Annotated in this window: 20 protein-coding genes and 1 tRNA gene; 20 read left to right on the top strand and 1 reads right to left on the bottom strand. The window is 38.8% G+C overall.

The window, feature by feature from the left end; genetic code table 11:
• The 6 genes from QZ276_RS03465 to QZ276_RS03440 form a co-directional block, all read left to right on the top strand.
• The coding region (locus tag QZ276_RS03465; RefSeq protein ID WP_292485312.1) for a beta-ribofuranosylaminobenzene 5'-phosphate synthase at window positions 1-898 on the top strand (898 nt) is incomplete at its 5' end.
• A 1-nt stretch (window position 899) separates the two neighbouring features.
• Window positions 900-1883 (top strand): NOP5/NOP56 family protein, encoded by a 984-nt coding sequence (locus tag QZ276_RS03460; protein ID WP_292485310.1) that lies wholly within the window; start codon window positions 900-902, stop codon window positions 1881-1883.
• 27 nt (window positions 1884-1910) lie between these two features.
• The gene (locus tag QZ276_RS03455) at window positions 1911-2591 is read left to right on the top strand and encodes a fibrillarin-like rRNA/tRNA 2'-O-methyltransferase (RefSeq protein WP_292485308.1); all 681 of its coding nucleotides are present in this window, start codon (window positions 1911-1913) and stop codon (window positions 2589-2591) included.
• Between the two features lie 96 nt (window positions 2592-2687).
• Window positions 2688-3362, top strand: a complete 675-nt coding sequence (locus tag QZ276_RS03450; RefSeq protein ID WP_292485306.1) for a winged helix-turn-helix domain-containing protein/riboflavin kinase — start codon at window positions 2688-2690, stop codon at window positions 3360-3362.
• Window positions 3359-4090, top strand: coding sequence for a 3,4-dihydroxy-2-butanone-4-phosphate synthase (gene ribB / locus QZ276_RS03445; protein WP_292485304.1), 732 nt, complete (start codon window positions 3359-3361; stop codon window positions 4088-4090). The genes QZ276_RS03450 and ribB overlap by 4 nt, the downstream gene beginning before the upstream one ends.
• Before the next feature lie 58 nt (window positions 4091-4148).
• Window positions 4149-4223: transfer RNA gene (locus QZ276_RS03440), tRNA-Pro, on the top strand.
• Here the strand turns inward: QZ276_RS03440 and QZ276_RS03435 are convergent.
• The gene (locus tag QZ276_RS03435) at window positions 4224-5207 is read right to left on the bottom strand and encodes a DUF3179 domain-containing protein (protein WP_292485302.1); all 984 of its coding nucleotides are present in this window, start codon (window positions 5205-5207) and stop codon (window positions 4224-4226) included.
• A 168-nt stretch (window positions 5208-5375) separates the two neighbouring features.
• On the opposite strand from QZ276_RS03435, the gene QZ276_RS03430 reads away from it, so the two are divergent.
• The 14 genes from QZ276_RS03430 to QZ276_RS03365 form a co-directional block, all read left to right on the top strand.
• Entirely contained in the window at window positions 5376-5696 is a 321-nt protein-coding gene (locus QZ276_RS03430) for a Rieske (2Fe-2S) protein (protein ID WP_292485314.1), read from the top strand.
• The gene (locus QZ276_RS03425) at window positions 5693-5953 is read left to right on the top strand and encodes a glutaredoxin family protein (RefSeq protein ID WP_292485300.1); all 261 of its coding nucleotides are present in this window, start codon (window positions 5693-5695) and stop codon (window positions 5951-5953) included. The genes QZ276_RS03430 and QZ276_RS03425 overlap by 4 nt, the downstream gene beginning before the upstream one ends.
• 12 nt (window positions 5954-5965) lie before the next feature.
• Window positions 5966-6331 carry a ferredoxin-thioredoxin reductase catalytic domain-containing protein gene (locus tag QZ276_RS03420; protein WP_292485298.1) on the top strand — a complete coding sequence of 122 codons (366 nt, stop codon included), beginning with the start codon at window positions 5966-5968 and terminating at the stop codon, window positions 6329-6331.
• A 67-nt stretch (window positions 6332-6398) separates the two neighbouring features.
• Window positions 6399-7316 carry an ABC transporter ATP-binding protein gene (locus tag QZ276_RS03415; protein WP_292485296.1) on the top strand — a complete coding sequence of 306 codons (918 nt, stop codon included), beginning with the start codon at window positions 6399-6401 and terminating at the stop codon, window positions 7314-7316.
• An 85-nt stretch (window positions 7317-7401) separates the two neighbouring features.
• A complete protein-coding gene (locus QZ276_RS03410) occupies window positions 7402-8112 on the top strand; it encodes an ABC transporter permease (RefSeq protein WP_342765696.1) in 711 nt (236 codons plus the stop codon).
• A gap of 139 nt (window positions 8113-8251) precedes the next feature.
• Window positions 8252-8800, top strand: a complete 549-nt coding sequence (gene wrbA / locus QZ276_RS03405; protein WP_292485291.1) for an NAD(P)H:quinone oxidoreductase — start codon at window positions 8252-8254, stop codon at window positions 8798-8800.
• A 223-nt stretch (window positions 8801-9023) separates the two neighbouring features.
• Complete coding sequence (gene mutS / locus QZ276_RS03400) at window positions 9024-11687, top strand: DNA mismatch repair protein MutS (RefSeq protein ID WP_292485289.1); 2664 nt, start codon at window positions 9024-9026, stop codon at window positions 11685-11687.
• A 3-nt stretch (window positions 11688-11690) separates the two neighbouring features.
• Window positions 11691-13571: a DNA mismatch repair endonuclease MutL gene (gene mutL / locus QZ276_RS03395; RefSeq protein ID WP_292485287.1), complete on the top strand. Its 1881-nt coding sequence runs from the start codon at window positions 11691-11693 to the stop codon at window positions 13569-13571.
• A 39-nt stretch (window positions 13572-13610) separates the two neighbouring features.
• Window positions 13611-14627 (top strand): cobalt-precorrin-5B (C(1))-methyltransferase, encoded by a 1017-nt coding sequence (locus QZ276_RS03390; protein ID WP_292485285.1) that lies wholly within the window; start codon window positions 13611-13613, stop codon window positions 14625-14627.
• Complete coding sequence (locus QZ276_RS03385; RefSeq protein ID WP_292485283.1) at window positions 14624-15208, top strand: cobalt-precorrin-7 (C(5))-methyltransferase; 585 nt, start codon at window positions 14624-14626, stop codon at window positions 15206-15208. Before QZ276_RS03390 ends, QZ276_RS03385 begins: the two co-directional genes overlap by 4 nt.
• Before the next feature lie 149 nt (window positions 15209-15357).
• Complete coding sequence (locus QZ276_RS03380) at window positions 15358-16053, top strand: energy-coupling factor ABC transporter permease (RefSeq protein WP_292485281.1); 696 nt, start codon at window positions 15358-15360, stop codon at window positions 16051-16053.
• Window positions 16050-16337: an energy-coupling factor ABC transporter substrate-binding protein gene (locus QZ276_RS03375; RefSeq protein ID WP_292485280.1), complete on the top strand. Its 288-nt coding sequence runs from the start codon at window positions 16050-16052 to the stop codon at window positions 16335-16337. The genes QZ276_RS03380 and QZ276_RS03375 overlap by 4 nt, the downstream gene beginning before the upstream one ends.
• Window positions 16338-16477: 140 nt before the next feature.
• Window positions 16478-17260 carry a cobalt ECF transporter T component CbiQ gene (cbiQ, locus tag QZ276_RS03370; RefSeq protein WP_292485277.1) on the top strand — a complete coding sequence of 261 codons (783 nt, stop codon included), beginning with the start codon at window positions 16478-16480 and terminating at the stop codon, window positions 17258-17260.
• Between the two features lie 9 nt (window positions 17261-17269).
• Window positions 17270-18276: energy-coupling factor ABC transporter ATP-binding protein (locus QZ276_RS03365; protein ID WP_292485275.1), on the top strand; the 1007-nt coding region annotated here is incomplete at its 3' end.

Genomic DNA, 18276 nt, shown 5'->3' with positions numbered 1-18276 from the left:
TGGCAGAGTTGATGGTGGACTTGGAATCACCCTTGATTATCCAAAAACGGAACTCACAGCCGAAAAATCAGACAATATAGCTGTAACTGGTAATTCAGCCCTTAATGAACGCGTAAAAATGGCGTTAAAATCTGTTTTGCCCAAAGGGAAAGGAATTAACCTGAATATCGAAGATGATATACCATCTCATGTGGGTCTTGGGTCTGGAACACAATCAGCACTTTCTGCTGCATCTGCAGTAAATGAAGTATATAATCTTGGATTAGATGTTAGAGAACTAGCAGAAAAAGTGGGACGTGGCGGAACTTCCGGCATAGGTGTTGCATCCTTTGAAAGCGGTGGATTTCTGGTCGATGCCGGACACAAATTCAATAAAAAAGGAGGTTTTTCACCGTCTTCAGCCAGCAAAGCAGACCCTGCGCCGATAGTATTTAGACATGATTTTCCAGACTGGGATATAATACTGGCTCTACCCCACGGTCAGGGTGCTCATGATGCAAAAGAGGTCGACATCTTTAATAAGGAATGCCCGATACCATTGAATGAAGTGCAGGAAATATCACATCTTATACTGATGCAGATAATACCGGCAATTTTGGAAAATGATATTGATGCTTTTGGGAGAGGTATAAACCACCTACAATCCACCGGATTTAAAAAACGTGAAATAGCAATCCAGTCCGAAAATATAAAAAACCTTATCAGATTTATGGACGATATCGGTGCCAAAGGCTGTGGCATGAGTTCTTTTGGACCTGCTGTTTTTGGATTTTCAGATAGCAAATCACAAAGCAGAAAAATCCGAGAGGATGTACAGAGTATGCTGGATAATACTGTGGGTGGTCGTGCAATAGTAACCAGTGCCAACAATACAGGTGCAAATATATCGGAGGTTTGAATTGGAAATTACAACATGGTTTGGAACAATTGTAACTGACAAAGACAGGAAAATATCAACTAAAGAATGCAGTCTCTGTTCAAAAAATCCTGATTCAATCGCCAGACATATTATAGATTCCAGACCATCAAAAGCCAGCAGTTTACAAATAGACTTACGTTCTACAGCTTTGGAATGTGGTTTTGTGGATTCTGAAGAAGAATATGAAACCCTACTTCGGGAATCTGCGATAAAAGCCTCAAAAATCCAGATTTCAAACGCCACTACCATCGACATCAGGATTATTCAAGCGGTTGAAGCAATTGATGATATAGACGAAACAACCAACCTGCTATCAGAGCGGCTATCTGAATGGTACGGAATGTATTTCCCAGAACTTAACCTGACTTCAGAAGACCTTGCACAGTTTGTTGCAAAACACGGTTCCAAGTCGAATTTAACACAGGATAATGAGTGGTACTCTATAGCAAATAATTCAATGGGAGCTGAGCTTTCAGGTTCTGAAGAAAAGGTTATCAAAGATTTTGCTACAAACCTCTGCAACCTCTACAAAAACCGTAAAGAAATCGAGGATTACATAATGGAAAATATGGAATACGCGGCTCCGAACCTGACCAATATAGCAGGAGCTCTTCTTGGTTCTCGACTTATCAGTATGACAGGTAGCCTGGAAAGACTTGCAAGCCTACCATCAAGTACTATACAGGTGATAGGTGCAAATAAAGCACTGTTCAAACATCTCCGGTCCCGTGCAACATCCCCTAAACACGGTGTTATATTCAACCATCCATTGATAAAAAACGCTCCATGGTGGCAGAGAGGCAAAATTGCACGGGCTTTTGCCTCCAAGATAAGCCTTGCTGCAAGAATTGATTACTATTCTGGTGAAGTTAACGATAAATTGTCCATTAATCTGGACGAGAAAATACAGAATATCAAAAATACCTATCCATACCCACCCGGTAAAAACAAATCAAAAAACTAATCCAGTTTAAACAGGACAGGAACACAAATGGACGTTAAAGAAATTTCACAGGGTATTTTTGAACTCTCAAAAGGTAAAAAGAAGCAACTTGCAACCAGAAACCTAAACCCTGGAAATAGTGTATATTCAGAACCATTAGTAGTGGTTGATGATGTAGAGTACCGAAGATGGGATGTACACCGCAGCAAATTCGGGGCGATGATTCTAAAAAAATTTAATGTTCCTCTCAACCCTGAATCCAGAGTACTGTATCTTGGTGCTGCTTCTGGAACTACTGTCAGTCATATTTCTGATATTGCCACCAATGGGCTGATATATGCTGTGGAATTTTCATCCCGAACAATGCGAGACTTAGTGATGTTATGTGAAAAGCGTCCCAATATAGTACCTGTCCTTGCAGATGCCGGACAACCGAGTCACTATTCACATATTGTAGAAAAAGTGGATGTTATTTTTCAGGATGTTTCCCAGCCGAATCAAGCAGAAATTGCTGCAAAAAATGCAAAAGCATTTCTCAAAAAAGATGGATTTCTTTTACTTGCAATAAAAGCCAGAAGTATTGATACCGTAGCAAATCCAAAAAAAATATTTAAAGAAGAAGTAAAAAAAGTTACAAATAATTTTGCTGTGGAGTTTGAAATTTTAAAAAGAAGCGAACTTGACCCTTACCATGAAGACCATTTAGGAATTCTGGCTCGGTTAAAATAACATATTATGCAGATATTCCAGTCAAAACATTTATTATTCCTTGCCTCACATATGAGATGACTGCAGCTCAAATATGAGTCGACTGGTGGTTTATTAATGCCCTGTTCTATTGAATCTCTTAAAAAACTTGCACTACTGGGTGCTGCTGATGACTGCATAAAAATATCATCCAGCGAATTTACAGAGCATATATCTTCAAGTTCCAAGACCGCAGCAAGGATACTTAAAAAACTGAATGAGGAAAATCTCATCAACAGAGAAATTGTACAGGATGGACAATTGATAACAGTTACAGAACAGGGTTTAAAAAAGCTTCGTGACGAATACGCAGATTATCAGAGGATTTTTGAAAATGAAAGTGACATAGAACTATATGGTTATGTAGTCAATGGACTGGGGGAAGGGAAATACTACATCAACCTTGATGGATACAAAAAACAGTTTGAAAACAAGTTAAACTTTACGCCATATCCGGGAACACTGAATGTGTGTCTGGCAAATTATAGCAAACATACACGTGAAAAACTTGAAGAATTACCAGCAACCCAGATAAAAGGCTTTACTGATGGTGAAAGAACGTTTGGGAATGGTAAATGTTACAAAGCCATAATTGAAAATATTGAATGTGCCATAGTCCTGCCTTCACGTTCTCATTATCCAAGCGACCTGCTGGAAATTATTGCACCTGTTAACCTGCGTAAAAAACTCAACCTGAATGATGGGGATGAGGTAAAAATCCTGTTAAAACAAAACAATCACAAACATCCATGAGAGTAATAAAAATGAATTCAGCCATTAACCAGAATGAAACTGTCAGAAAAGTTATAGATGCCGCAAAAAACGGGCAGATTTTTCTACTGTATGATTCAGAAGGACGGGAAGGTGAGACCGACCTAACGATACCTGCTAAATCAATAACCCCAGCAGATGTTAAATGGATGCGAAAAGATGGAGGAGGGCTTATTTGTACAGCCATCGATTTTTGTGCTTCTAACAATTTTGGGCTCCCTTTTATGGCAGATATCCTCAAAGAAGCATCCAGAACAAACAATTCTCTCAAGTCAATTGTTGAGCAGAGCGGTGATCTTGAATATGACACACGGTCATCCTTTTCATTGTGGGTAAATCATAGAGATACTCGTACAGGAATACCTGACAACGACCGTTCATTAACTATTAATAAACTCGGAGAAGCTGTTCAAAAAACACTTAATGGTGAAGATTTTGATTTTGGAGCTGAATTCAGGTCTCCGGGGCATGTTGCAATCCTTAAAGCTGCAGAGGGAGAAGTCAATAAAAGAATGGGTCAGACCGAACTTTCAATAGCTATCGCAAAGATGTCTGGTATAACTCCTGCAATGGTCGTCTGCGAAATGCTTGATGACAACAACGGGAAAGCATTATCCAAAGATGGTGCAATGGACTACGCCAGAAAACACAATCTGGTATTTGTAGAGGGTAAAGATATACTGAAAGCATACAGGTCATGGAATTTTTAAATAAAATGGTGAAAAGTATATTAATATCCTCGACTATTGTATGCTACCTCATACCTGAGGGGCCGTAGGGTAGCCTGGACCATCCTTCAAGGCTGGGGGTCTTGTGACCGGAGTTCAAATCTCCGCGGCCCCATCATTTTGAATACAGGGCAGTTTCTGGATGAAAAGCATACCAAGCAAACCAGAATGTTCTTACTTTAGTGATTTTCTCACCCGTATCCAAATTGGTTACGCTTACTATTCCTATATCATTGCGTTCAATTTCAATATCAGTTCCACCGACATTGTCACTGATTGTACCCTGATTCTTTAAATCATCTTCCTGATACGCTTTGAAACTGTCATTTACTTCAATACTAAAAACAACGGCCTTTGGATGGATCCTGTCATCCCTGTTTTCTACAGGAAACAACAATGAACTATCATTATAATAACCTGTGTACGGGTCTTCCCCGTAGGAACGCCTTGCTCCTGTATCCCGGCTCAATACCTGAGAATCCGGGTGAGCTCTCTTCCAGTTTCCCCAGTAAATGGTGTCTATTGAGATAGGGGTTAATTCCTCGCCCGTCAATTCCCCTACTATAGCCTGCCCTGTAAGCTGTGCCCAGTATGTATCGGTTTTTCTGTCATACATAACCAGATTGGAATTATAAAGTTTACCAGATGTTCCAAATTCTACCTCATCTCCCTGTACCTTTCTTTCAAAAGCAAGAGTTGAACCACATAATGGACAATAAGTTATCAAAACCGGTTGACCGTTTATATCATCATTGACTATCTCATGCCAGACCATAATCTGCAAGGGATAAACCCGCTTTTTGCCATTATAGTTGAGAGCCATCACAAGTTCATCATCGCTTAGATATCTGTCAGCCTCATCAACTGTGTTGTACGTTGGATTGTCTATCGATGGAATTCCATCTTTACCAGGTCCTCCAGAAGCCAGTTTATCAGGGTGCACAAGGTATTTTTGTCCATCCTCTGTAAGCTCAATTCCCTGTGCGATCTCCTCTTCTGTTAAATTATTTGTTTGAGGAGGACTGCTGACACATCCAGATATGAATATAAACATCAAAAAGAATAGCAATACAATTAGTTTAATGTTGTTTAAGTGCATACACTCCCACCATTAGTAAGTATAAATGTTTCTAGCTCATGTCACTAAAAATTAACCCCAATAAAAGTGCTAAGTTATCAGGTTGGAAGGAAAAGTTAATAATATTTGATGTTAATTATTAAATAAGGGAGAAATATATTGCTTTTAAATTTTTTCAGGGGGAATTAGATAACTGAATCTTGGGTTTTTGCAATAGATGAAAGCAGTTTACAGGATTATAGTTTAAAAGGTATCAAATTAGACGGCAACTTTATACTTCTTGTAAAAATAGACAGGGAAATCTATGCACTATCAAATAAATGTGCACATATGGAATGCCTGCTGTCAAAAGGGTCCCTTGAAGGGTATATAGTAAAATGCCCCTGTCATGACTGGAAATTTGATGTCAGAACCGGTGAATTTGTTACTGCAAATGAAATAAAAATTCCAACTTACCAGACAAAAATATCAGAAGGAAGCATATACGTAAATCTTGAAGAGGGTAGATGATGGAAAAAGTATTCATGTATACGCTCAGCACATGTCCGTGGTGTAAAAAAACTAAAAAATTCTTTGACAAAAGGAATATTCCCTACGATTATGTTGACATCGACAAATTAAAAGACGAAAATGAAAAAGAAAGGATAATTCAAGAGATGAAACGTAAAGGGGGAAGCACAGCCACACCTTATGTTATAATCGGGGACGAGGTTATTATCGGATACAAACCGAAAAAATATGCTGAACTACTGGGAATTGAAGAATAAAAGGGTTATAATATGTCTTCCGAAGCACGAACTGAAAGAAGAAAAAATAAACTGAGAGAATTATTCACCAGAGTAGTCGACCCGCTAGGATACAAATTCAGTCCTGATGAAGAACTTGTTGATTTCCTGCTTGAACAGGAAGTTATGACTGAAAGGGAAAAGGGCGCTCCTTACTGTCCATGTCAGGCTCTTCCAGGAAACCGTGAAGAAGATATGAAACTTGTATGTCCCTGCATACCCTTTAACAGAAAACACTTTGATATAATGAAACGCTGCTGGTGTGGGCTTTTTGTCCATAAGGATGTTACAAACCCTGATGAGCTTGAACAGATTTCTCCAAAAGAACTGGAAAAAATGGAAAAAGAAACATCTGAATAACTTGCATGTCTATATTTCCTTTTTATTTCATCTGTATCTTAAAGTTAATGTTTAAGGATCCAAGGTGGTGGATTTCATAGCTCCAGTTATTGTTGCTCAAAACCTGCAAAAGAAATTCGGAGAACTTGTTGCTGTTGAAGGTATAAGTTTTACAGTGGAGGAGAGTGAAGTTTTCGGATTTCTGGGACCAAACGGTGCAGGTAAAACCACTGCCATGAGGATGATACAATGTGTCTCACCCAAGGATGATGGTAAACTTGAAGTATTCGGGATGGACGTAAACACACATCAAAAAGAAATAAAAAAAAACATAGGTGTTGTCCCACAGGAAAACAACCTTGATCCTGATTTTACTGTATATGAAAACCTATTTGTTTATTCTCGATATTTTGACATTCCAAAAAAGGAAAGTAAAGAACGTGTCAATAGTTTACTTGAATTTGTGCAACTGGAAGAGAAAAAAGACGTAATGACTTATATGTTATCAGGCGGAATGAAAAGACGTCTGATACTGGCAAGAGCTCTTGTTAACAACCCAAGTTTACTGATACTGGATGAACCTACTGTGGGTCTTGATCCTCAGGCAAGGCATCTTTTATGGGAAAAAATCAGGGGTTTAAAAAAGCAAAATGTAACAATTGTACTTACTACCCATTATCTGGAAGAGGCAGCGTATCTATGTGATAGACTGGTTATCATGGATTATGGAAAAATCCTGGTTGAAGGAGACCCTGATAACATAGTTAAAAAGTATATAGGTTCTGATGTAGTTGAAGTAGACAACACAAAGCCTGTTATATCCTGTCTGGATAAAACCGATATCAATTATGAAACCCTTGATAGTACTGTACAAATATATACAAATGAACCTAAAGATATCTCAGACCGACTAATGAAGGAGTGTAAATTCGAAAAAATAACAGTCCGTTCAGCCACACTTGAAGACGTCTTTTTAAAACTTACAGGCAGGAAACTGAGAGAGTGAACTTATGTCGATTATGTCCTATTTTAAACTACCAAGTTTAAGTTACAGGGTTTTAAAAGTCTGGCTTCGGAACAAGGACGTTTTTATGACTACCCTAAAAGTTAATCTGCTACCTCCACTACTTAGTCCACTACTGTATTTATTCGCTATTGGTCTTGGACTTGGAACCTATATAAACAACATAGAAGGTGTTTCGTATATTGAATTCATTGCGCCGGCAATGATAGCGGTATCCATGATGTATGCTTCTTTTTTTGAATGTACGTTCGGTTCATATGTCAGAATGTACTATCAAAAAACCTTTGACGCCATCATAGCAACTCCACTGACCATAGAAGAAGTGATCACCGGTGAAATGTTGTGGGGTGCTACTAGAAGTACAATTAACGCTACACTTGTAGTGATAATTGTCAGTATCATGGGTCTGGCTGAGTATCCTCATTCACTACTAATTATACCGTTCTCGTTCGTTTCAGGTTTTCTTTTTGCATGTCTTGGAATGTGTTTTACTTCTATTTCTCCGAATATAAACACACTCACTTACCCATCTATACTTTTTATAACCCCTATGTTCCTTTTCAGCGGTACGTTTTTCCCACTTTCACTTTTACCCCAGATTCTTCAATATCTCGCCTATGCAATTCTCCCTTTAACGCATATTGTAATGATTATAAGGTCATTGACTACCGGTTCATTAGACATCATTATGTTGGGAAATTTTGTGTGGATAGCCGCAGCTTCACTGATTCTTTTTGTACTATCCGTAAACCTCATGAAGAAAAGACTTATAGTGTAACTTGCTAGTGTTGGATTAGAACACATAATATCTATATTTTTAAACCCTACATATTGCCAAAATTACATAAGCAAAGCACTACAACAAATTTTGTAAGGACTGGTAATTGTATTGTTCTTAAAAGGGGAGTACAAATAAAATGAAAATTAATATTATATTTCACAGTTTATTCGGGCATATCTACCAAATGGCTGAAGATGTTGCCGAAGGTGCCAGAGAAGTTGAAGGTTCAGATGTAAATATCTATCAGGTTGAAGAAACGCTTTCAGATGAAATTTTGGAAAAGAAAAGGGCTCTTGAATCAAAGAAAAGTTTTTCCCACATACCGACTGCTACACTGGATACACTGAAAGAGGCCGATGGTCTAATATTTGGCACTCCAACACGTTTTGGTATGATGACCGCTCAAATGCGGACATTATTTGATGCCACCGGTGAATTATGGGTAAATGGAGACCTCATAGGCAAAGTAGGAAGTGTTTTTACATCCAGTGCTACCCAACATGGCGGTCAGGAATCAACAATTCTCAGACAGATGACCATTGATGAGATTACAGGCGGCAGTCCTTATGGTGCTTCAACAATCGCATCACCTGATGGAAGCCGACAGCCAAGCGAAAATGAGCTTAATATAGCCCATTTTCAGGGAAAACGCGTAGCAGAAATCACAAAAAAACTGGTAGAATAATTCACCCAATACTCTGTTACAGGGGGTTTGTATTCCTATTTTCACATAAACAGCTAACCAGTATTTTTAAATAACTTCAGCTGGACATTTATTTTCACCGAATAATCCAGCCCTACTGTAACCCGAAATTCCTGATTCTTAATTTTTATAAATCTCTGGGAAAAGAAATATATTTACTTGTTATAGATAATATTTAAAACCAATTTTGTCTGCGGAGTTTAAAATGAGCAAGCAAACACCTGCTATGCAACAATATTATGAAATGAAGAACAAATACAGTGATGCATTATTGTTTTTCAGAATGGGCGACTTCTACGAATGTTTTGATGAAGATGCTAAAACTGTTTCTGAAGAACTTGAAATTACATTAACAAACCGTAACGGAAATAAAAAAGGTGAAAAAAGACCTCTTGCTGGTATTCCATATCATGCTGTTGATAATTATTTACCAAGACTTATTAAAAAAGGATACAAAGTAGCAATCTGTGAACAACTGGAAGATCCAAAAGAAGCCAAGGGTGTTGTTAAACGGGGAGTTGTAAGGGTTGTCACACCGGGAACAGCTATCGACTCTACTATGATTACAGATGCTGCTAATAATTATCTAATGGCAATTTCTGAAAAGAATAACGAGTTTGGTTTATCGTTTTTAGATGTTTCCACTGGAGAATTCCTCACCACACAATTATCCGATGAACCACCATATGACCGAATTGCAAGTGAAATTGCTCGGATGAGACCCGCAGAATGCATTCTTCCACCCTATCTATATAATAATTCAGAAATTGCACAGCGTCTGAAGGACATGAAAATAACCCTTCATGAATATGATTCCAGCGCTTTTGAGACAAACACAGCAAGGTCACAATTACTTCAGCATTTTAATGTATCCACTTTAAAAGGTATGGAATGCGATGACCTGCCACTTGCAATTTCAGCATCTGGGGCAACACTCCAATACGCTCTTGAAACCCAGATGAGGGAACTTGGACATGTACATACGTTAAAGAGCTATTCAGATTCAGATTTCATGGTTCTGGATTCCATAACCCTGAGAAATCTGGAGGTCATCAAAAGTGTACGCGGTGAAGGTAATGATGCTACTATTCTCAAAGTCCTTGATGACACAAAAACACCCATGGGGAGCAGATTACTACAAAAATGGCTTGTAAAACCCCTGATATCAATAGATAAAATTAACCGACGCCTTGATGCGGTTCAGAATTTAACAGAGGAAACCCTTGTACGTTTCGACCTGAGGTCATATCTGTCCTATGTAAAGGACGTAGAACGCCTGATTGGCCGCATTGTTTATGGTAATTCCAACGCCAGAGACCTTGTCGCTCTTAAAAAGTCACTGGAAGTTGTGCCCGATATCAATGGATGCCTAAAGGAGTGTAACCAATCGGATATCCTGAAAGAGATACAAAACGAGCTTTCATCATTTACAGAACTGGAAGATATAACAGAACTGATTGAAAAGGGTATTACAGATGAACCTCCCGCAACTGTAAGGGAAGGCGGACTTATTAAACCGGGTTACAGTGAAGAACTGGACGAACTCAAGGATTTATCCAAACACTCCAAAGAATGGATTGCTTCATTCCAGAAACAAGAAAGGGAAAGAACAAGCATAAATTCACTCAAAGTTGGATACAACAGGGTTTTTGGATACTATATAGAAGTCACAAAACCCAATATAAAATACGTACCAGATGATTATATCCGGAAGCAGACAATGGCAAACGCTGAACGTTTCTATACACCGGAGTTGAAAGAACGCGAGAATATGATTATATCAGCCGATGAAAAAATCGTATCTCTTGAGTATGACCTGTTTACCGATATAAATTCAAAAGTGGCATCGCATTCAAAGAACCTGCAACGTACTGCAACCCTTATCGGAAATCTGGATGTACTGGCAAACCTTGCCGAAATTGCTGTTAACAACAACTACGTAAGACCTGAAGTTACAGATGGCTGTGACATCACCATACGCGAAGGTCGTCATCCAGTGGTCGAAAACAAAGTTGACAGTGGGTTTGTTGCAAACGATTGTGAAATGAACTGCACAGATAATCAATTTTTATTGATTACCGGCCCCAATATGGCAGGTAAGTCTACTTATATGCGCCAGAATGCACTAATAACTATAATGGCACAGGCAGGTTCTTTTGTTCCTGCCTCTTATGCATCCATCGGAATTGTAGACAGGGTGTTTACAAGAGTTGGTGCTTTTGATGACCTTGCAAGTGGACAAAGTACATTTATGGTGGAGATGGTTGAACTTGCCAATATTTTAAATAATGCAACTCCTAAAAGCCTTGTTCTACTTGATGAAATCGGTAGAGGTACCAGCACATTTGATGGATACAGTATCGCAAAGGCTGTTGTGGAATACATCCATAAAAAAGACGGAGTGGGTGTAAGATCGCTTTTTGCTACTCATTATCACCAACTTACAGATCTTGAGAACAAACTCAAAAGAGTTAGCAACTATCACATCGCAGTTAAAGAGGAAGGTGACAACCTAGTATTTTTGAGAAAAATTGTCCCAGGTGCTACTGATAAAAGTTATGGGATACAGGTTGCACGTTATGCAGGTGTTCCTAAAAAAGTAACCAGCAGAGCCAGGGAAATATTAAAAGATATCGAAAAGAATGCATCTATAGGTGATGAAGACAACAAAAAGAATAAGATGAAAAAATATACCCAACTGGTTTTTTTCGACCCCGATCAGTCTCAGGAACAGAATGATAAAGAAGATGAACCACATCCTGTTGTCAATGAACTTAAAGACCTAAACACCAATGAATTAACACCGATAGATGCATTGAACAAGTTAAACGAGCTCCAAAAGAAAATAGAATCCAATGGAGAAAAATAAGAAATGGATAATTTCAGAATACATATCCTTGATGACAGTACAATAAATAAAATTGCGGCGGGAGAAGTGATTGAACGTCCCGCATCTGTTGTTAAAGAATTAATAGAAAACTCAATAGATTCCGGTGCTACAGAAATAAAGATAGACGTCAAAGAAGGGGGAGCTAAATATATTACTGTCTCTGACAACGGTACCGGTATGAGTTATGATGATGCCCGTCTTGCTTTTACAAAACACGCCACCAGCAAAATATGGAAACTTGAAGACCTCTATTCAACAACAACGCTGGGTTTTAGAGGTGAAGCACTATCATCCATTGCTTCGGTCTCAAAAGTTGAAATGATAACCAGACAAAAGGACGACCTTGCAGGTACAAAGATTGTTATCCAGCCTGAAGGGATAAATGATGTTTCAGAAACTGGTGCATCAGCCGGCACATCTGTGGAGGTTTCTGACCTTTTCTATAACACCCCTGCACGCAGAAAATATCTCAAAAGCAAAAGAACTGAACTTGCCCATATTACAGATACTGTTTCGAAACAGGCACTTGGAAACATCCATGTATCATTTACACTTACAAACAATGGAAGAAATGTACTACATACTCCCTCATCTGGCAACCTGTTTGATAACATCGTTCATGTTTACGGACGTGATGTGGCAAGGTCGATGATACCTGTCGACCATGAATCTGAACTTATCAGGGTATCAGGATATATTTCAAAACCTGAATTCACAAGAAGTGGTACTGATTTCCAGTCCTTTTTTATAAACAACCGCAGTGTATCATCCAGAGCCATCAGCAACGCATTAAGAACAGGATATTATACCCTTTTGCCTAAAGGTCGGTATCCTGCTGCAGTCCTAAACATCCAAATTAATCCTGAAGAAGTAGATATTAATGTACACCCAAGAAAAAGCCATGTAAGACTTAGCCATGAACAGGACATCATGGATGCTATATCCGAATCCGTTAAAACAGCACTTGAACAGGCTGAACTTACCCCCAGTGTCAACAAGAAAGAAAATGATAAAAATCAGGAAACTTCTGTACAGCTTAATATCAAAGAAGTTGGCAATAAAAGTCAAGTCAGCAAGGACAATATAATCCGGGAAAAACCTGCAAAATACAAAAAATCTAAAACTGGCGATAAAAAACATCTAAAATCTGACAATAACGTTTCATCAATAAAGGACACTGAAAAACGGCTGAAACGCTCTGAAAGACTGACTACTGAAGAAAACGATAAAAAAGAATCTCAAATACCCAAACAATCATCAGGTATTCAACTTCAATCTGAGTCCAGTGACCTGAAAATATTGGGGCAGGTGGATGAATTATATATTGTTGCTGAGATGGATTCTAGACTGGTACTTATAGACCAGCACGCTGCTCACGAGCGTATAATGTATGAACACATCCGCAATTCGAAAAACCCTGACTGTCAGGAGCTAATTTCACCTATAACCCTTGAGTTGAGTGTTAAGGAAAAAGTTCTGATGGAAGAATATATCCCCTATCTGGAAGATTTCGGATTTGCTATATCTGAGTTTGGACCCAGCACCTATATTATCACTTCTGTTCCTGTTATTTTCGGCAACATAGAAAAACCCGATACCGTGCATGACCTGATTTCTGAAATTCTGTCTGCCGGTAGGATAAAAAATGATGTTGGCATTTATGATTATATGTGTAAAACCATAGCCTGCAGAAGCGCTATCAAAGCAGGTCATATTTGCAATACAGAACAAATGGAAAATCTGATTGTACAGCTTAAAAATACCCAGAATCCCTATACCTGCCCACATGGACGCCCCACTATGCTATCATTTACAAGGGATGAACTGTACAGGATGTTTAAACGAACAGGTGAAAACAGTTAAATCGCTATATTTATAATCCAATATTTCGAATGTTCAGCAATGATTGACCCAGTAAACAATACAAAAATCCCAGATGAATGGATAGAACGTGCCAGTATACCCCGCGAAGAACTGATTGAAGGTATAAAAAACGGTCTTCTTGTCGTGTTAAGTGATGGTTCGATATTGAAAAGAGGATATACAACAGGTACTACAGCAGCTATCGCTGCAAAAGCAGCTGTTCTGTCACTAAGAAAAGATGTAGATTCAGTTACAGTTCCCACTCCAGTAGGACTTAGAGCCCGGATGGAAGTCGATGCCCACCATGGTCATTCAGTAGTTTCAAAACTTAATAACGACCATGAATCCGATATCACAAGAGGTATAGAATTTGAAGCGTATGCTATGGAATCCGATGAAACATCCATATTTGCAGGAGAAGGGATTGGTACTGTTATCCAAGACGGTCTTCAGATTAAAAAAGGAAATCCGGCTATTAACCCCCGACCTATGCAGCAAATACAGAATTCCGTTTGCGAAGCGGTTGAAGAACTGGGAATTAATGGTGTCAGGGTAAAAATATCACTACCAAGAGGTGCTGATGTCGCAAGAAACACCCTCAATGATAGGATTGGTATCACAGGCGGTATATCAATACTGGGTAGCACCGGATTTGTTGAACCCTGGAGTGACCATCTGGGTGAAATGAAGGAAGATTTACTCAAGACCGCTTCAAAAGTAGTCATTACTACCGGTCGTATAGGGGTAAGATTTTCCACTATGCTATTTCCAGATTATACAGTGGTACTTTTTGGAAGCAGAATTTCAGAAGGGCTTGAAGCCGCTACTGGTAACGTCATAATCTGTGGATTACCGGGACTCATCCTTAAATGGGGAGATCCCGATATATTAACTGGGAGTGGATACTCAACAGTATCAGAACTTGTGAAAAAAGAACCCGAAGGAATCAGGTTGCAGGAATCCTTTGAAAAAACCATTAAAAAAGCAGAAGGTGCCAGAGTAGTCATTGTTAACAGAGAAGGTGAAATTATAAAAGACAGCGAGGGAGATAAATGATTATAGTGGGTGTAGGTGTCGGTCCCGGTATGCTGACAGAAGAAGCTATCGAAGCTATAAAAAATGCTCCTGTTGTATATGGTTCAAAGCGTGCTATTGAAACTGCTGAACAATACATAACCGGAAAAGCCAATAAAATTAGAGATTACAAAAACCTTCATCTTCTTCCAGATGATGCTGTTATTCTTTCAACAGGTGACCCTCTTTTTTCAGGACTGGGAAAATATGCCAGCAAAAACGATAGGATAATTCCGGGTATATCGTCCCTTCACCTGGCATGTGCACGGCTCGGTGTTAATATGACAAATCTTGCCGCAATTACTGCCCATGGTAGAGGGGGAAATCATTCAAAACATCTTCTTGTACAGGAATTAAAACTTGGAAAAAATGTACTTTTGCTCCCTGATGCATCTTTTGGACCAAATGAAGTTGCAGAAGTTCTTAATGAACTTGATATAAATGCAGATATTTATACCTGTGAAGAACTGGGTTATCCGAATGAACGTATAACTGGTGGCAACAAGACCAAACCACCTGAAGTACAATCCAAACTCTACTGCATAATGATTGTACAAAAATAATTATTTTTTATATTATTGTTATCTATTTGGGTAATATTTGTTACCAGAAAAAAAGTGTTTAAATAAAGGTTAAAATCTGTAATTTATACAAGTAATCAGGATAACTTAATTTAAATCAATTTTAGTTGTTAAAAAAAGGTGATGTATTTATGCACATAATGGAAGGTTTTTTACCGACTCCTTGGTGGCAACTCTGGTTTGCCATTTCGATACCGGTAATAATGTTTGGTATCTATAAACTGAACAAAATGGTGGAATATAAACGTGAGATCCTACCGCTGCTGGCAGTAGCTGGTGCATTCATATTTGTGCTTTCATCCCTAAAACTACCTTCTGTTACAGGTAGCTGTTCACATCCTACAGGAACCGGGCTTGGAGCCATCCTTTTTGGACCCGCTGTTACAGCAGTCTTGTCTACAATTGTCCTTCTTTACCAGGCAATTTTCCTTGCTCACGGCGGTTTGACAACTCTTGGAGCAAATGTTTTTGCCATGGGTATCATAGGACCGCTTGTAGGATATGCCATCTATAAAGCAGGTATGAAATTCAATTTTAATGCCTACGCAGTTGTATTTCTGGCGGCTACTTTTGCTGACTGGGCTACGTATGTTGCAACGGCTTCACAATTATCACTGGCATTTCCGGCTGAAACCGGCGGAATTTTAGGGTCTTTCAAAGCGTTTGCCGGCATATTTGCTGTTACCCAAGTACCACTTGCAATAATGGAGGGTGCAGTTACAACGCTGATATTCAAATACATCGTGCAGCTCAAAAGTGAGGCTCTTATCAAACTCAATGCAATCAGTAAAGAAGGTGTACGCAAACTCAAAGGGGTGACAGCATGAAACTGGAAATCATTGTAGCTGTTCTGGTTGTTCTTTTCACCGCTCAATTCCTTTATGTATCATCCACCACAGACGCAGCTTTCGGCGGTGCAGATGGTGAAGCAGAAGGAGTTATTCAAGATATAGCTCCTGACTATGACCCTATAGCCAATCCGGTATGGGAACCTCCTTCCGGAGAAATTGAAAGTTTGCTCTTTGGTTTCCAGGCTGCGATTGGTGCTTTGATAATTGGTTTCTTCATGGGATACTATAAAGGCAAAGGAAAAAAACAGTCCAATGATTAATACTTAATTCAAAAGTCTTATTTTTAAAAGACTTTTACTTCTTTTATTTTAAACCCAGACAAATAATATTTAAATAAAGCTGTTTAATACTTAGCCACTAATCAATTGCAACGCTTTAACTTTTTAATTGAGTGCCTAACATGACAACACTGCTGGATGACTATGCATTAATAAGCCCTTTGAGAAATAGAAACAACTGGCTCAAACTGATTATTGTAGCCTTTGGGTTACTTGTAGGAGTGTCATCCACTTCTCCTGTTACACCATTATTTATAGCACTGTCAATGAGTATTGCTACAGTATTTCTGGGAAAAACCCCCTTGAAATTATATCTTAAAATATTAACAGCTCCGTTGGGTTTTGCATTTGCCGGTGCTGTTGTTATTTTTTTCTTTTTTGGTTCAGGTAGTGAGATTTTATCCTTTAATATATTCGGATATCCATTTATAGCAAATTCTGAAGGTATAAATATGGCAACTCTTGTAGTCTCAAGAACCTTTAGCGGTATGTGCTGCCTCTTTTTCCTTGCATTCACTACACCCATGGTTGAATTGTTTGCAGTACTTAAAAAAACCCGACTTCCTGAATCATTTATAGAGCTATCAATGCTGATTTACCGTTATATATTTGTATTTCTGGATGTGGCGATGTCCATTAAATATGCCCAGACCATCCGGCTTGGATACAAAGATGTGAAAAGTTCGATATATTCATTCAGTATGCTTGTAAGTACGCTTTTTTTACAGTCATGGGAACAGGGTGAAAAACTGTATCTTGCCATGGATTCCAGATGTTATAACGGCAAAATGATGATGTTTGATGCAAAAAGACCGGTAGAATTATCAGAAATTATCACCGCCTCTTTATACTTCATATTCATCCTGACTATCTTCTATTTTACAAAAAACATCTCTGTTGTTTGAGGATTAATCATGTCGATTCTGGAAACAAAAAATCTCAAATATACATATCCGGACGGAACCACTGCTATCAATAATGTTGATATAGAAATCAACAAAGGCAAAAAAATCGCATTTGTAGGAAGGAACGGTTCCGGCAAATCAACTCTTTTTTTACTTTTAAACGGGACTCTTGAACCAGATGAAGGGAAAATACTCTACCATGATGAACCTATAAAATATGATTCCAAATCCCTCCGAGAAATCCGTAAAAATGTGGGCATTGTATTCCAGAACCCAGATGACCAAATATTTGCTCCGACAATATATCAGGATGTAGGATTTGGACCTACAAATCTTGGATACTCAAAAGATGAAGTGGATGAAGTAGTAAACAGCACCCTTGAATATATGGGACTCAAACATCTTAAAGACAAACCGCCTCATCATCTGAGTGGAGGCCAAAAGAAACGGGTCGCTATTGCAGGTGTAGTGGCAATGGACCCTGAAGTTGTTATCCTGGATGAACCCCTCTCCAATCTTGACCCAGTCGGTGCAGATGAATTACTGGATTTGTTAAACGAGTATAACCATTTTGGAAAAACCATCATAATCTCCACCCACAATGTTGACCTTGCTTATAAATGGGCGGATTATGTTTACCTGATGTCAAACAGTGAAGTAATAAATGAAGGCACACCAGATAATGCATTGAGCGATTCAAATGCTCTAAAAAAGGCTGCATTGACCCAGCCCACTTATCTGGAAATTTATCATGAACTCATGATAAGAGGACTCGCCCATAACCACCGCGCACCGAAAGACATACCAGAATTGGTAGACACATTAAAGCCTCTTGACCTTATGTGGGTTAATGTTCCTCCTGAAACAAAAGTAGGGGATTACTTAAACCTTGGAGTGATGTATGGAGAATATGCCGAACATTCACCCTATGAAGCAGTCAATGCCAGAGTGCTGCACATACATGAAAACAACATGGCTATCGTGGAATTTGACAGACATGGTTTCAGGGCAGGGGG

This window comes from Methanohalobium sp. (assembly GCF_018609725.1).
In the GTDB taxonomy this organism is placed as follows: domain Archaea; phylum Halobacteriota; class Methanosarcinia; order Methanosarcinales; family Methanosarcinaceae; genus Methanohalobium.
Note: the sequence above shows the minus strand (reverse complement) of the source record. Positions and strands in the feature narration are given on the sequence as shown.

Bases quoted from the DNA above. Each gene is read 5' to 3' on its own strand.
- QZ276_RS03455 (WP_292485308.1), top strand. From the start codon at position 1,911: ATGGACGTTAAAGAAATTTCACAGGGTATTTTTGAACTCTCAAAAGGT.
- QZ276_RS03450 (WP_292485306.1), top strand. From the start codon at position 2,688: ATGCCCTGTTCTATTGAATCTCTTAAAAAACTTGCACTACTGGGTGCT.
- ribB (WP_292485304.1), top strand. From the start codon at position 3,359: ATGAGAGTAATAAAAATGAATTCAGCCATTAACCAGAATGAAACTGTC.
- QZ276_RS03435 (WP_292485302.1), bottom strand. From the start codon at position 5,207: ATGCACTTAAACAACATTAAACTAATTGTATTGCTATTCTTTTTGATG.
- QZ276_RS03425 (WP_292485300.1), top strand. From the start codon at position 5,693: ATGATGGAAAAAGTATTCATGTATACGCTCAGCACATGTCCGTGGTGT.
- QZ276_RS03420 (WP_292485298.1), top strand. From the start codon at position 5,966: ATGTCTTCCGAAGCACGAACTGAAAGAAGAAAAAATAAACTGAGAGAA.
- QZ276_RS03410 (WP_342765696.1), top strand. From the start codon at position 7,402: ATGACTACCCTAAAAGTTAATCTGCTACCTCCACTACTTAGTCCACTA.
- wrbA (WP_292485291.1), top strand. From the start codon at position 8,252: ATGAAAATTAATATTATATTTCACAGTTTATTCGGGCATATCTACCAA.
- mutS (WP_292485289.1), top strand. From the start codon at position 9,024: ATGAGCAAGCAAACACCTGCTATGCAACAATATTATGAAATGAAGAAC.
- mutL (WP_292485287.1), top strand. From the start codon at position 11,691: ATGGATAATTTCAGAATACATATCCTTGATGACAGTACAATAAATAAA.
- QZ276_RS03390 (WP_292485285.1), top strand. From the start codon at position 13,611: ATGATTGACCCAGTAAACAATACAAAAATCCCAGATGAATGGATAGAA.
- QZ276_RS03385 (WP_292485283.1), top strand. From the start codon at position 14,624: ATGATTATAGTGGGTGTAGGTGTCGGTCCCGGTATGCTGACAGAAGAA.
- QZ276_RS03380 (WP_292485281.1), top strand. From the start codon at position 15,358: ATGCACATAATGGAAGGTTTTTTACCGACTCCTTGGTGGCAACTCTGG.
- QZ276_RS03375 (WP_292485280.1), top strand. From the start codon at position 16,050: ATGAAACTGGAAATCATTGTAGCTGTTCTGGTTGTTCTTTTCACCGCT.
- cbiQ (WP_292485277.1), top strand. From the start codon at position 16,478: ATGACAACACTGCTGGATGACTATGCATTAATAAGCCCTTTGAGAAAT.